The organism is Ornithinibacillus californiensis (genome assembly GCF_001038485.1).
Lineage (GTDB): Bacteria > Bacillota > Bacilli > Bacillales > Amphibacillaceae > Ornithinibacillus > Ornithinibacillus californiensis.
In genome coordinates this window covers 18,713-32,444 of record NZ_LDUE01000070.1, presented here as the reverse complement: position 1 = coordinate 32,444, position 13,732 = coordinate 18,713, and the positions used below count along the sequence as shown (strand labels likewise).

Below are 13,732 nucleotides of genomic sequence, written 5' to 3'. Positions count from 1 at the left end.
TACTAATTGACGCTTGCTTCCAAAACATGTAAGGTATTGCTAAATAGAGAGAAAACTATCCATGAAAGAAGGGGAGCAATTTGATTCGACAAATCATTTGTCAGCAGGTTGAAAAGTCTTTTAAAGGGGATGGAACCCAAACAGTCGCATTAAAAAATGTTGATCTAACATTTGAAAAAGGCGAGTTCACCGCCATTATTGGTCCATCTGGTTCGGGTAAATCTACATTGCTAAGCCTACTTGGTACGTTAGACAAACCCACAAAGGGATCTATCAAGTACGACGGTGAAGAGATTTTAAAAAAGAGTAAAAGTAAAATAGCAGATTTTCGCTTCCAAGAAATAGGCTTCATCTTTCAGCAATTTCATCTACTTCCTACACTAACTGCATTAGAAAATGTACTCACTCCATTGTTTTCTAGAAAAGTCCCATACAACAAATTAGAACGTGCAAAAGAAGTCCTTGAACAAGTTGGGCTTCAAGATAAATTGAATTCACTTCCGTCTCAGTTATCTGGTGGACAGCAGCAACGAGTGGCGATTGCCCGTGCGATTGTTCATAAACCAAGTTGGTTGCTTGCGGATGAGCCAACTGGTAATTTGGATACCGAAACGGGAGAGCGTATTTATGATTTATTAAAAGCGTTAAATGAACAAGAAGGGTGTGGCGTTTTATTTGTGACCCATGATCCCGCGCTCGCAGCTAAAGCTAATCGCATTATTTCCATGAAAGATGGTGTTGTGCTTTCGGATAAAGTGGGTGTAGCACCGTGATTCGCTTTATTTGGCAGAATTGGTGGCGGCGGAAGGAACGGTTTATTCTTCTCATCATCGGTGCCTTCATTGTTAGTGCTGGGTTAACTTACCTAATTGGGTTGTCAGAAACGAATAAAGGTACCATCGTGGATACCTTGCAGCAACGATGGTCTGCTTCCTATGATATCGTTGTGCGACCAGAGGGGACTAGAAGTGTAACGGAGGAGAAAAAATTACTAGAACCAAACTATTTAAGTGGCTTAAGTGGGGGTATTAGTGTTGAGCAGTATGAAGCAATTAAGGATATTCCGGGTGTGGAAGTTGCTGCTCCGATAGCGATGATTGGGTATGCCGATTATGAGGTTCATTTCGGTTATGTGGAATTACCGGAGGATGGTATCTATAGGAGGGTAATGGAGACTACCGTTGACAACGGAATAAATAAGATAACAGAGACTGGGAACTCTTATTTTGTAAGTGACATCTGGGATTATATGAATAAGGGTGCTGAATATGGAGTAGGTAAGCCTAGCCTAGATTTGAGTGTTCATTCTTATTCCCTACTAGCTGGAATTGATCCAGAACAAGAGGCGAAACTTGTTGGACTGGATGAGTCAATTATTCCTTTAGGAACGAGTAGATATTTTAATGAGTCAGATGAATATTACTACAATGAATTTAATGGTGGACATCATGAATTTCCAATCATCGTTAATCAACAAACATTTGTAGATAAAGTAGAGAGTATTACATTTGAACGCTTAAATATATCAGTTAATAAAGAGAATGTAATTGAAGTAATGGAAAGGGTAAAAGAAAGTGGAGGGGGAGAATATTTAGATTCTGTAGAGGGAGAAATTGTTGAGACATTTTCCTACACAGGTGAAGAAGCTTTTCGCAAATTTATTAATGAAAAGACTGGTGTTGACTGGGAAACTGGTGAACCCCTTCCAGATGAGGAAGATAAATCGGAGGGAGAGCCAGAAGGGATTGTTGGGAACTCCAGTGAGGATAATATAACGGGAATGGTCTTTAAACCAAGTCCATTAGAGTATCAAGAAATCGCAAGTCCATATGCAGATAGGTGGCCATATACGTATCAAGTCATACCGTTTCAAAATGGGGAGGATACGGTTGGACGGTATAGAAACAAAGAGTCCTTTCGTGAGCCAGTCTTAATTGAAGAAGAATTTATTAATTTTCCCAAAATCAAGCCTAGCTGGATTGGTTTCTATGATGCTAGTAAACTTTCTATCTCCAAGGATCCGACTACTGAATTGCCAATGGAAACATATCGGCCAGCGACAGCAGAATTTGTTATCGACATGGATGGTAACCCTGTAAACCCGCCTAAACAATTAAAACCTATAGGGGACCCGAATAATTTCCTAACCGAGCCACCGGGAATGCTTACGACAATTGAAGTAGCGGAACAAATACTAGGGGATAAGCCTATTTCAGCAATCCGAATTAAGGTTGCTGGCGTTACGGATTTAAGTGAAGATAGTCAAAAAATATTAGAACAAGTAGCAGCTGAGATTGAAAGTAGAACGGGTCTGATTACGGACATTACATTGGGCTCTTCCCCGCAGTTAGCATTAACTTATGTACCAGGTTTAAATGGGGATAGTGCAATTGGTTGGTTTCAACAGCCATGGGTTAACATTGGCTCTTCTATTTCTATCTTTAAAGAAACCAAGATTGGTTTTTCAGGAGTGGTTGCTAGTGTTATCGTTGTTGCTATTGTCTATGTGTGGGCATCTGGGGTGGTTAACTTATTAGCGAGAAGAAAGGAATTTGCGGTATTACTTTCAATTGGTTGGAGACCGGGTCAATTGAGTCGTTTATTATTCTTAGAATCTAGTATGATTGGTGCTTTTGTGGCTCTGATATCCTGGATGATGCTAAGTTTTGTGTATATATCCAGTGACGCAACGATATCCCTTAGTCGTTTCTTATGGACTGGTTTATTTGGATTAATTGTTTATGTACTGGGATCAGTCATTCCGATGTTGTTAACTAGAAATATATCCCCTTATGAAGCAATGCGTACAGGAGAGATTTCTGGTACAAGTAAACGGATATTCCAGGCTAGAGGAATTCATCGCATGGCATTTAATCATTTTATTGGAAAGTGGAAACGGAGTGTTCTTTCGGTCATTTCGATTGCATTGCCAACTGCATTACTTGCGGTATTTTTGTACATTACATTCCGTTTAAGAGGAATTATGTACACCTCACTACTCGGAGAATATGTTGCATTGGAGATAGGACCTGCACATTATGTAGCGATTATCGTCTCGTTAGTGATTGCAATTCTAACTACCGCTGAAATAACATGGCAGAATGTATCCGAACGAAGGGAAGAAATATCGTTACTGCAGGCAATTGGCTGGAAGGGATGGCATATTCGCCGGCTAATTCTTGCTGAAGGTGTATTTAGTGGATTATTCGCAGCGGTTATTGGACTCTCAGCTGCATTCCTTATGATGTGGGGACTATATGGGGCATTCCCATCCGAAGAAATTGCCTTTATATTAGCTACGGGATTAATACCGATTATTATCGGTTTGATTGGTACCGTTCTTCCCGCTGAGCGAGCAGTACGTATTGTTCCAAATCAGGGTATTGCTGGAAACTATTCGAATCGGAAAGTAACCGAGAAACGAATGAAGCTAGTCGTTATTTCAACAGCCGTGGTGCTAGTTGGTACCTTTTTAATTACGATGATTAAAGTGGCTCCGAATATTGAAATGGCTGAAAAGGGAACAGAAGTAGAGTATGCCTTTAGCCCGACAGAAGGTGATGTTAAGGCAAAAGAAACCGTCGAACAGGTTGAGCCAGATGAACCAGAAGAAAGTAATCCAGGTGTGAGAATTACAGACAAAGTGAAGGGCAATTTCTTTGAGGTACTAAATGAAGGTGAAAATACAACGGATAAGGGAAGTTGGATTCTATCGTATAGTGCAACAGAAGTCGAAAGCAACCTGCCACCTGCAGAAGCAGGAATGAAGAATATTGCGATTGAATTTACCTTTGAAGTCTTGGATGATTCACCTTTCTCAGTCTATCAAATGTTACCAGAGATACAATTTACAATTGTGGTCGATGAAGAAAAATATTACCCGGAAAATGTGACCATACTTGAAGTGGAAGGCTGGGATGAAGAGAAATGGCTAAATGGAAAGATGCATGCCATTTTAGATTATACAGTGCCTGAAGATGTGGAGGACTTTGGATTTTTACTACGATCGAATGGTTTTATGGATGGGATATTAGTGTGGTTTGAACGTGAGAAGGAATCAAGTTGAGGTAAAGTAACTTATCATTAATTTAAACAAAGATGGTGCTTTGGAGATAATCCAAGCACCATCTTTAATTTTACTCATTTTGCTTTTCTTTCGCTGCTTTAGGTTTTACGGTTAACAATAAAATCGATCCAATCAATAACACAGCCCCAAGCGTATTCTGCCAAGTTATCACAATCGGAAAGAACGGAAAGGATATGATGGCTAACAATACGGGGCTAAATGCTCTCGTTACATTAGCAATGGAAAACCGCAAATACTTGAGTGCCTGGTACAATAGGATCGTGCCTAAAAACCCGGTTAGAAAAGATGAAAAGATAATAAAGCCAATTCCCTCATGCGTATCCCAACCTATAAATAGTTCACCTGCAAATGCTGCGTATACGATAACAAAAATCAACGTGATAGAATTATTCGTGAAAAGAATCGAGTTGGAGCTTTTATCTTTAGACATTGATTTTTTGATATAGATGTTGGTTAAGGCAAAGAAGAACGTATAAATAACAGCAAATAAAGTACCTAGAATACTAGTAGAATGAATATCACCTTTTTCAACAAACAGAAAAGCTCCAAATATAGCTATTGTTATAAAGATAGTTTCTCGTCTTGATATTTTCTCCTTTAGTAGTACTACAGATAATAAGACCGCAAACACGGTATAGAACCTACCAAAAAAGCCTACCTCTACCGGCGAAAGTAGATTCATACTTAAAAATAAAAAAATAACTCCTAAAGAGTTAAACAACGCGAGTACCATTATTTCCTTTTCCCAGTAAAGCTTCACTCTGTTCTTCGTTAGAATACCAAATAAATAGCTTGTAATGATGATAGTTAAAACATTAATCACGGAAGCCTTAGCAGGGGAAACGTGCAATAACCCAAACTTTGAGAATAATGGACCTAATGCCATGGCAAGTATAGAGAATAAATTAAATAAATGTCCTTTTTGGTAATTGGTCATACCTAATCCCCATTTCTCTAAATATAAAGCCGTGCGATTATATTTTTTAATACTATCATTTCGTAATTAGTGCGTAAAGAGGAGATTCTAAAAGATTAAATACTTGTAAATTATTAGTTAAATTTAATCTTTTCAAAAAAACAAACAAGTTCACTCTTGTATACTGAATGCGTAAGCAAAAGATTTCTAGTACAAGAGGAGACTAGCTATGAAAATCTTAATTACAACCGAATGGTATACGCCTACCATTAATGGTGTAGTTACATCCATAGTCAATTTAGAAAAGGAATTAAAGAAATTAGGACACGAAGTAAGAATCCTTACCTTATCTAATGGTAAACGCTCGTATAAAAAGGATCATGTCGTCTACATCCGTTCTATAGGGGCAGGAAAGATCTACCCAGGTGCCAGAGTTACTTTCTCCAAGGATAATCAATACATAGAAGAAATCGTGGACTGGAAGCCAGATATCGTCCACTCCCAATGCGAGTTTAGTACCTTTCGTATTGCGAGGCATGTAGCAAAGAAATGTATGATCCCGATTGTCCATACCTACCATACGGTATACGAGGATTATACGCATTACTTTTCTCCCAATAAGAAATGGGGAAAAGCGATGGTTGCTTTATTTTCTAAAAAGATATTAAATCAAACATCCTGTGTGATCGCACCAACAGCTAAGGTACATTCCATACTGAATGGGTATGGTGTTACTCAGCCTATAGAGGTAGTTCCAACGGGAATTGATATGGATAGGTTTTCGATTTCAATAACAAATGATCAAAAGGAAAGGCTAAAAGAAAAGCTTCATATACCGAAAGAAAATAAAGTGCTTATCAGCATTGGAAGGCTTGCAAAAGAAAAGAATCTAGAGGAGATTTTAACGTTTGTTTCCCAGATGAAAAGCCAAAACCTTACTCTAATGGTCGTTGGTGATGGTCCGAATCGTCGTGAACTAGAAGAGATGGCTGAGAAACTAGGGATAGGAGAGCAAGTTACTTTTGTTGGAATGATTCCTCCAGAAGAAATAGCTTCCTATTATCAATTAGGGGATGTATTTGTCAGTGCATCGAATTCGGAAACACAAGGTTTAACATATGTAGAAGCATTAGCAAACGGAATTCCTGCTCTCTGTCGCAAGGACCCTTGTTTAGAAAATGTGATTGAGGATGGGGTAAACGGTTGGCAATACACAACTTTTGAGCAGTTTGAAGAAAAGCTGAATAGTATTTTAGGTCAGGAGGAAACTTATAAACGCCTAAAGTATAATGCTAAGGTAGGTGCAGTACGGAAATATTCATCGGCAAATTTTGCAAAGACAATGGAACAACTTTATAAACATACCATAAATCTTTTTCAGGATGAGCAAATATGTGAGGTCCAAGTACATGCAGATTAAACTGAGGTGGAAACTTGAAGCAAAGCAACATGCGAAAAATAATGAGTATTTTAACAGCTATCTTTACTATAGCAGCCTTAGCCTTTTTAATCTATGGATTTAAAACAGATATTTTTTATTCGGAAAAGGCACTGAGGAACTTTATGTACCAGTTTGGCATTTGGGCTCCAATCATATTTATAATCCTTCAGGCAATTCAAGTCATGTTTCCTATTGTACCTGGAGGATTAGGCCTACTTGCGGGTGTTCTTATCTTTGGACCAGTTGTTGGATTTGTTTATAACTATATTGGGGTTTGTTTAGGATCGATTGCTGCGTTCTTAGTTGCAAAACAATATGGAAAGCCTATTATTAATATGTTTTTTAGTCCTAAACTACAAGAAAAGTATGCTAGTTGGACTGAGCATAAGAAGTTCTCTAAATATTTCACGATAGCCATTTTTTTCCCGTTTGCTCCAGATGACTTCTTATGCTATTTAGCTGGGACAACACAGATGAAGCTATACAAATTTTCAACGATAATTATACTAGGAAAACCCTTGGCGATAGCTATATACACATTTGGATTGGATTTTATTGTTCGAAGAATAGATATGTTCGTTTAACCTGGTTACGAGGGAGAGGGGAAGTGCTTCAGTATGCAAGGAATCAATGAGAAGGTTTTGTTATATGCTGGGTCACTAGGACTAGTAAATAAAAGTGGTGTTGGACAGGCAGTACGACATCAGAAACAAGCATTAGAGCTAGCGAATGTTCCCTATACGATGAATGGTAAGGATGATTTTTCGATTATTCAACTGAATACCATCTTTCCGGATTCGCTCATAAAAAGTAAATGGGCTAAACGAAGAGGGAAGAAAGTGGTATATTACGCACATTCTACGATGGAAGATTTCCGTAATTCCTTTCGTGGATCAAATCTAATTGCTCCACTCTTTAAAAAATGGATTACCTATTGCTATAACAGTGGCGATCTCATTATAACTCCAACAGACTATTCGAAGCAGTTGCTAGAAGGTTATGGATTAAATCCGCCAATTATAAGCCTTTCCAATGGGATTGACACGGAGTTTTATGAGCCTGATTCGGAGGCGCGAATGCGATTTCGTCGCACATATAATTTACAGGAAGATGATAAGGTAGTGATTTCGGTTGGGCACTATATAGAAAGAAAAGGTATATTAGATTTTGTAAAGCTAGCAGAGCAGCTTCCGGACTATCAATTCTATTGGTTTGGATATACGAATTTAAATATTGTCCCACACAAGATAAAGGAAGCGATAAGAAAACCGTTACCTAACCTACATTTCCCGGGTTATGTAGGTAGAGAAGAATTACGGGATGCCTATTGTGGGAGTGATTTGTTTCTTTTTCTAACGCATGAAGAAACAGAAGGAATCGTGTTATTAGAGGCATTAGCCGCAAAGATTCCTGTTTTAGTACGGGATATCCCGATTTATTCCAACACGTTCGTAGATGGGAAAACGGTTTACAAAGGTAAAACTAGTTCTGATTTCGAAGATAAAATCTATCAAATGCTGGAAGGTAGATTACCAGATTTAACGGAAAATGGTTACCAGCTGGCTTTAGAGCGGGATTTGAAGGTAGTTGCGACTCGGCTTTTGGAGATTTATGAACTATAAGAATTTGGGTATAAAATTAAAAAAACAGGTAGAAAGCTCTGAAGTCATAAATACTTCAGAGTTTCTTCGTGAAATCTCGTATGATGGCGACCATTTCTTCAAACGTAATTTTATTTGTAACCAAATCAACAATAAAATCTTGTTCTTTATATACATCCATTGTCCATTCATAATGATTCAATTTTAAAAAGATAATCAAAGATGCAAGGGCAGTGCGTTTGTTAGCGTTGTGGAATGGGTGGTTTTTGGCAAGTGATTCGGTTAAGGCTGCAGCCTTTTCATAGATAGTAGGATAGGCATCTTTACCAAATATACTTTGTTTAGGTCGATTAATAGCAGAATCTAAGAGGGCTGGCTCCTTAACACCGACTTGTTCACCAGGAGAATATACTTTTATTTGCATGGTGTTAATTGCAATAACTTGGTTCGTATTTAAGTAGATAACAGGTTTTTGTGTCATTTTTCAACCAGTCCTTTAAATGCGACATCGTGCTCTTTAATGACATCTGTTAGAACAGACATAAACTCCTGGTCGACTCCCTCTGGAAGAATGATTTCCTCCTTTTTGTGAAGAGTAATCTTGCCATCCTTCAATTCCATTTTCACTGTATCGCCGTAAGTTATACCGGCTTCTTTTAATATCTCTTTTGGAAAAGTTATACCGTAGCTGTTGCCAACCTTAGTTAGTTTTCTTTCATAATTGCTCATATTAACACTCCTATATTTGTAATATCGTTATAATAATTATAGCATATTAATATTGTTATAACAATATTACAGAAACAAAAAATTCCCTCATAGCACCTTGAGAGAATTTTTTCCATTCCTATGAATTATTGTAGCTCTGTCCAATTTCCTTTTCTGCAATAATCTCATTCGCTGCCTCTAATGATTTATGTTCTTTAACCGAATCTCCTACCATTTTGTTTAGATAATCAAAAGGATAATTGGCCCGTAGTCCATTTTGAACTTCGATTTCCCCATCCGTATTTGCTTCGGTAGGTAAGTCGAATTTCTTTTTCTCGTCATCTTTTGTCATCTTCATCACCTCACGTAATAGACTTCCTATTGGTAGTACTTTTATTCGAAAAGCATAATTTTTTCTTTCACCTCCAAAATAAACTAAACTGAGGTTACTATGGAACATGAGGGAGATCTTATGATACCTGTTTATAGCGACGTCTTACAATTTCGAGGAAGTCATTATGACTTTGGATATTATCAAGGCGAATTACTAAAAGGCTCTCCGATTCTACTTAATAGAGAAAAGCAGTGGGGGTCAAAAAGGAAATATCACTTTTCTATCGATGAGCAGGAAGTAAGGACGGCCATACATCGTTTTGCTCCAGGAATATGGGCAGAGATAGAAGGATTGGCTAAAGCCTTACAGTGGAAAATGCAGGATGCGATACGAGAATTTGGCGGGTATTATTTAGAATATGGTCGAAGCGGATGCTCTGTCTTTACTGGTAAAGACTACATGATACGGAATTATGATAATCACCCTGCCTCTTATGAGGGAAGATATATGTTTTACCAGCCAACCGACCAGGGCTATTCCATAGTTGGGCCATCGATGCAAATTACGGGCCGGATTGATGGAATGAATGAAAAGGGTCTTGTGCTAGGGTATAACTTTGTTAATCGGAAAAAGTCTGGAAGCGGGTTTGTATGTAATATGATTGGTCGTATTATATTAGAGGCTTGCGGAACGGTAGAGGAAGCGGTTGATTTTCTAAAGGAAATTCCCCATCGTCACTCGTTTAGTTATATCCTTTTAGATAAGAAAGGAAAAACGTATGTGGTGGAGGCTTCTCCGCGGAGGGTAGATGTGCATCATGGTAATGCCTGCACGAATCACTTTGAAAAGGTAACAGAGGAAAATCGGTATCGGATGGATGAATCCATGAATAGGCAAGAGAGAATGCATCATTTAGGTGCAGATGTACAGGATGCGTACCAAGCGTTTCAAATGATGAATCAAACTGATCAAGGGGTATTTTCCGAGAAGTATGGCGCTTGGGCAGGGACATTGCACACGGCTGCTTATTTTCCCAAAGATATGACAGCTTGGTTTGCCATTGGCGGAGACCAAAAACCAGTAATTTTTGACTTTAGAAAATGGTTAGATGGCGAAAAGTTACTTATAAAACAAATTAAAGGAAAACTAAATGCTAACTCTCCATTTGTTAATATGGAAGTTCTCAAAAGTCCAGGTATGTTGATGTAAAATCAAATGGGGCTGGGATAAGAGTAATTCTATCAAATATCAAGGGTAAATCCGAGCATTATTAGTGCACATAACCCGCCCCGGAAATATACTTCGCTTTTACTTCCAGCACAGGGGCGACATCTGCTCGTGAGAAACCATCGCAGTGTCTACCTTGCCGTGGGCGGCTGGTGAGCCAGGCAACTACTTGAATTTACTTCATTGCTGCCTTGCACCGAGGAAGCCTGCTGCGTAGCGATACTTGCAGACGCAGGTGCATCACCGGGGTCTCACCTATGCCTTTCCTACCACAGGACAAGGAATGCTACGTCAGCGATACATCGCACGCAGAAAAAGTGGTCTTCTTTTTCAAGGAGTCTCCGTATATTTCCGGGGCTAATATGGTGGTTGTTCGCATTTACATTCCTTTGATTTAGTTTCCATTCTCGTTTGATAAGTTATAAAACTTTACTCAAAAACGCCTGTGTGCGTTTGTTTCTCGGATTAGTAAATAATTCTCCTGGTACATTTTGTTCTGCTATAACACCCTCATCGATGAATAACACCCGGTCACTAACTTCACGGGCAAATCCCATTTCATGTGTGACAACGACCATAGTCATACCTTCTAGTGCTAACTGTTTCATTACTGCCAACACATCCCCTACCATTTCCGGGTCTAGTGCGGATGTAGGTTCGTCAAATAACATGACCTTCGGATTCATTGCCAAAGCTCTTGCTATCGCAACACGTTGTTTCTGCCCACCGGACAATTCACCTGGATAGCTAGTCGCTTTTTCTCTTAATCCAACCTTTTCCAGTAATTCCATAGCTAGTTCCGTTGCTTGTTCTTTTGAAGTTCCACGAGTTTTCATTGGTGCCAAAATAATATTTTCCATTACCGTTTTATGTGGGAATAAATTAAATTGCTGAAATACCATACCTACTTCCTGGCGTATCAAATTAATATTTGCTTCCCTTGCGGTTATATCCTGGCCATCGATAATCACGTGACCATCAGTTATTTCCTCCAACCTATTTAAGCAGCGGAGAAAGGTACTTTTCCCTGAACCAGATGCGCCAATGACGCAGACAACTTCTTTTTCTTGTATTTCTACGCTAATATCTTTCAAAACCTCTAGCTTACCGTATGATTTCTTTAAGTTTTTTACTTCGATCATTGTCATCGCAGTTCAAATCTCCTTTCCAGGAAACTAGATAGTAGAGATAGTAAGTAAATCATAATGAAATACATGACACCTACTGCAAACCATATTTCAAACGCTTTGAATGAAGAAGCGACAGTAATATGGCCTTGTTGTGTTAAATCGGCAATACCAATAATTGAAAGTAAAGACGTATCTTTTAAACTTATAATTGCTTGGTTTGTAAATGTTGGTAGCATTCTTCTAAATGCTTGGGGTAGAATAATGTGGCGCATATTTTGGGTACTTGTTAATCCTAGTGAACGGGCTGCTTCGGTTTGTCCTTTATCGATGGATTGGATTCCTGCTCGAATGTTCTCGGCAAAATAAGCTCCTGCATTAATCGCAACCGTGATAATACCTGCTGTCGTACGATCAAAAGAAATAAACTCTAGAGAGTTTAGCCCATAGTAGAAAAAGAACAATTGAACTAGTATAGGTGTCCCACGAATGGCATCGATAAATATTTTAGCAATCCAATTTAATACCCTTATAGGTGATAAGCGTAACAATGCCACAATAAGTCCTATAATAAAACCAAGAATAATAGCGATAACAAATATATATATAGTTACTTTTAAACCTTCCAAAAGGTATGGAAGGGCATTCATTATGGCCTCCATGTATTCAGCTCCTTTAAACAAGAAAGCGCGCTATGTTCTGCGCGCTTGAATTACAATTTAATAAACTACTTACTCACCTAGGTACTTACTGACTATTTCGTCGTATTTACCATTTTCTTTTAAATTTGCTAAGCCGTCATTGATTTTTTTGAGTAGCTCATCATTTTTACCTTTTAATACAGAGATTCCGTAGTTGTCACCATTTAATTTATCACCTGCAACCTTTAATTCAAGGTCACTTTTGGCAATGGCATACATGATCACTGGGTAATCTTCTAACAAGGCATCAGCATTGCCATTCGCAACTTCTTGGAACATGGAAGTACTATCTTTAACTTGGATGACCTCATAACCGTACGCTTCTTTATTTTCGTTTGCAAAATTTGCTCCGGTTGTTCCATTTTTAACAGCAATTGTTTTTCCTTCTAAATCGTCAACGCTACTGATTTCCGTATTATCACTAGCCACCACTAATGATAGACCGGATTCAAAATAAGGATCAGAAAAATCTACTGTTTCCTTACGATCTTCTGTAATACTCATTCCACCCATACCAATATCAAGTTCGCCAGCTTGCATTGCCGGAATAATACCGCTAAAATCCATTGCTTCTATTTGTACCTCAAAACCTTGGTCCTCGGCAATTGCGTGGATTAAATCAATATCAATACCTTTCATTTCCCCATCTTCTTGGAATTCAAACGGTGGATATGTAACATCAACTCCAACTGTATAAGCGTTACTGTCCCCATCACCTGAGGTTTCTGAGTCTCCACTTCCACATGCTGCGAGTAGGAGAATGAGTGAAACCAATAAACCGAAATATAATATTTTTTTCATACTTAAGGCCCCCTTCGCTATTTTTTACAAAGCGCATTCTATCTAATAGTCTAAATATATTTATAGTCGTTTGTCAAGAAGAATCAGAATTCTTTAAATATATAGTGAATGTTAATGGATAATTTTCGTTAAAGAGGGGGTGTGAAAAAAGCAACTCTTAAAAAGGGTTGCTTTCAAGCGTAGGTTAGTCTTCCGTAGTATTTCGAACAAATGAAAACAACCAATCTTCCCAGAGGAGGATTGGTTGTTCGGTTAAGATATTGATCTGCCTCGTAAATCTGCAATAGCACTAGCGAATTGGTTGGATACATCTTCACCAATTTCTTCCCATTTTGTTTTATTACGAATCTGTCCATCTTTATCAAGTGGCTCCTGGAATTGGTTCAGTCCAGTCGCTGCAAATAAGGATGCCTCATCTTTATCCAGTCCTATATGTACGATGTGCTTAATAACAAAAGGTTTTCCAAACTCAATAAAGGCATCATTACGATCTAATTCGCCTTCCAATACATGGAAAGGCATTCGTAAATAAATCGTCTCTCCACCTTCGCGATGAAGTGTTGCATCCAGAAACGCTCCATCATATTCCCAACTACCACAAAGGCTAAGACCGAATTGCTTCGCTAAATGACGGGCTTCACCGAAATAGGCTGTTTTACCTTGTATTGCTGATTCAAGTTCAATCATGATATCACTCCTCCTACAATAGTTTTGTTAAATGTTAATAGCATTAACATAATTTGGTATATAATACCTCCTTATTTGTTGAATTTAAGTAGTGTATTAATT

Annotated in this window: 14 protein-coding genes; 6 read left to right on the top strand and 8 right to left on the bottom strand. The window is 38.3% G+C overall.

The genetic code is table 11. From position 1 onward, the window contains the following. The first annotated feature begins 80 nt into the window (after positions 1 to 80). The gene (locus tag TE34_RS19945) at positions 81 to 773 is read left to right on the top strand and encodes an ABC transporter ATP-binding protein (RefSeq protein ID WP_047986567.1); all 693 of its coding nucleotides are present in this window, start codon (positions 81 to 83) and stop codon (positions 771 to 773) included. Next, positions 770 to 4,066 (top strand): FtsX-like permease family protein, encoded by a 3,297-nt coding sequence (locus TE34_RS19940; protein ID WP_053075152.1) that lies wholly within the window; start codon positions 770 to 772, stop codon positions 4,064 to 4,066. The genes TE34_RS19945 and TE34_RS19940 overlap by 4 nt, the downstream gene beginning before the upstream one ends. Before the next feature lie 70 nt (positions 4,067 to 4,136). Here TE34_RS19940 and TE34_RS19935 read toward each other — a convergent pair whose 3' ends face one another. Beyond that, a complete protein-coding gene (locus tag TE34_RS19935; protein WP_047986566.1) occupies positions 4,137 to 5,024 on the bottom strand; it encodes a DMT family transporter in 888 nt (295 codons plus the stop codon). Positions 5,025 to 5,232: 208 nt separating this feature from the next. On the opposite strand from TE34_RS19935, the gene TE34_RS19930 reads away from it, so the two are divergent. The 3 genes from TE34_RS19930 to TE34_RS19920 are packed head-to-tail and all read left to right on the top strand — an operon-like array spanning position 5,233 to position 8,066. Then, positions 5,233 to 6,423 (top strand): glycosyltransferase family 4 protein, encoded by a 1,191-nt coding sequence (locus tag TE34_RS19930; RefSeq protein ID WP_047986565.1) that lies wholly within the window; start codon positions 5,233 to 5,235, stop codon positions 6,421 to 6,423. A 14-nt stretch (positions 6,424 to 6,437) separates the two neighbouring features. Continuing rightward, positions 6,438 to 7,028: a TVP38/TMEM64 family protein gene (locus TE34_RS19925; RefSeq protein ID WP_053075151.1), complete on the top strand. Its 591-nt coding sequence runs from the start codon at positions 6,438 to 6,440 to the stop codon at positions 7,026 to 7,028. 33 nt (positions 7,029 to 7,061) lie between these two features. Continuing rightward, the gene (locus TE34_RS19920; protein WP_047986564.1) at positions 7,062 to 8,066 is read left to right on the top strand and encodes a glycosyltransferase family 4 protein; all 1,005 of its coding nucleotides are present in this window, start codon (positions 7,062 to 7,064) and stop codon (positions 8,064 to 8,066) included. Between the two features lie 55 nt (positions 8,067 to 8,121). On the opposite strand, the gene TE34_RS19915 is transcribed toward TE34_RS19920, so the two are convergent. The 3 genes from TE34_RS19915 to TE34_RS19905 all read right to left on the bottom strand — a co-directional run bounded on the left by TE34_RS19915 (position 8,122) and on the right by TE34_RS19905 (position 9,105). Beyond that, on the bottom strand, positions 8,122 to 8,526 hold the full coding sequence (locus tag TE34_RS19915; protein WP_047986563.1) for a type II toxin-antitoxin system death-on-curing family toxin: 405 nt from the start codon (positions 8,524 to 8,526) through the stop codon (positions 8,122 to 8,124). After that, positions 8,523 to 8,774 (bottom strand): AbrB/MazE/SpoVT family DNA-binding domain-containing protein, encoded by a 252-nt coding sequence (locus TE34_RS19910; RefSeq protein ID WP_047986562.1) that lies wholly within the window; start codon positions 8,772 to 8,774, stop codon positions 8,523 to 8,525. The genes TE34_RS19915 and TE34_RS19910 overlap by 4 nt, the downstream gene beginning before the upstream one ends. 118 nt (positions 8,775 to 8,892) lie before the next feature. Continuing rightward, a complete protein-coding gene (locus TE34_RS19905; protein ID WP_047986593.1) occupies positions 8,893 to 9,105 on the bottom strand; it encodes a hypothetical protein in 213 nt (70 codons plus the stop codon). A gap of 120 nt (positions 9,106 to 9,225) precedes the next feature. On the opposite strand from TE34_RS19905, the gene TE34_RS19900 reads away from it, so the two are divergent. Continuing rightward, a complete protein-coding gene (locus TE34_RS19900) occupies positions 9,226 to 10,296 on the top strand; it encodes a C45 family autoproteolytic acyltransferase/hydolase (RefSeq protein ID WP_047986592.1) in 1,071 nt (356 codons plus the stop codon). A gap of 437 nt (positions 10,297 to 10,733) precedes the next feature. Here the strand turns inward: TE34_RS19900 and TE34_RS19895 are convergent, their stop codons facing one another. The 4 genes from TE34_RS19895 to TE34_RS19880 form a co-directional block, all read right to left on the bottom strand. After that, positions 10,734 to 11,462, bottom strand: a complete 729-nt coding sequence (locus TE34_RS19895; protein WP_047986561.1) for an amino acid ABC transporter ATP-binding protein — start codon at positions 11,460 to 11,462, stop codon at positions 10,734 to 10,736. Continuing rightward, complete coding sequence (locus TE34_RS19890; protein ID WP_047986560.1) at positions 11,459 to 12,103, bottom strand: amino acid ABC transporter permease; 645 nt, start codon at positions 12,101 to 12,103, stop codon at positions 11,459 to 11,461. Before TE34_RS19890 ends, TE34_RS19895 begins: the two co-directional genes overlap by 4 nt. A 69-nt stretch (positions 12,104 to 12,172) precedes the next feature. After that, on the bottom strand, positions 12,173 to 12,943 hold the full coding sequence (locus TE34_RS19885) for a transporter substrate-binding domain-containing protein (protein WP_047986559.1): 771 nt from the start codon (positions 12,941 to 12,943) through the stop codon (positions 12,173 to 12,175). A 252-nt stretch (positions 12,944 to 13,195) separates the two neighbouring features. After that, complete coding sequence (locus tag TE34_RS19880) at positions 13,196 to 13,630, bottom strand: YugN family protein (protein WP_047986558.1); 435 nt, start codon at positions 13,628 to 13,630, stop codon at positions 13,196 to 13,198. Positions 13,631 to 13,732: the final 102 nt, after the last annotated feature.

Coding starts and splice junctions, on each gene's coding strand:
- TE34_RS19935 (WP_047986566.1), bottom strand. CDS start 5,024: ATGACCAATTACCAAAAAGGACATTTATTTAATTTATTCTCTATACTT.
- TE34_RS19930 (WP_047986565.1), top strand. CDS start 5,233: ATGAAAATCTTAATTACAACCGAATGGTATACGCCTACCATTAATGGT.
- TE34_RS19920 (WP_047986564.1), top strand. CDS start 7,062: ATGCAAGGAATCAATGAGAAGGTTTTGTTATATGCTGGGTCACTAGGA.
- TE34_RS19915 (WP_047986563.1), bottom strand. CDS start 8,526: ATGACACAAAAACCTGTTATCTACTTAAATACGAACCAAGTTATTGCA.
- TE34_RS19910 (WP_047986562.1), bottom strand. CDS start 8,774: ATGAGCAATTATGAAAGAAAACTAACTAAGGTTGGCAACAGCTACGGT.
- TE34_RS19905 (WP_047986593.1), bottom strand. CDS start 9,105: ATGACAAAAGATGACGAGAAAAAGAAATTCGACTTACCTACCGAAGCA.
- TE34_RS19900 (WP_047986592.1), top strand. CDS start 9,226: ATGATACCTGTTTATAGCGACGTCTTACAATTTCGAGGAAGTCATTAT.
- TE34_RS19895 (WP_047986561.1), bottom strand. CDS start 11,462: ATGACAATGATCGAAGTAAAAAACTTAAAGAAATCATACGGTAAGCTA.
- TE34_RS19890 (WP_047986560.1), bottom strand. CDS start 12,103: ATGGAGGCCATAATGAATGCCCTTCCATACCTTTTGGAAGGTTTAAAA.
- TE34_RS19885 (WP_047986559.1), bottom strand. CDS start 12,943: ATGAAAAAAATATTATATTTCGGTTTATTGGTTTCACTCATTCTCCTA.
- TE34_RS19880 (WP_047986558.1), bottom strand. CDS start 13,630: ATGATTGAACTTGAATCAGCAATACAAGGTAAAACAGCCTATTTCGGT.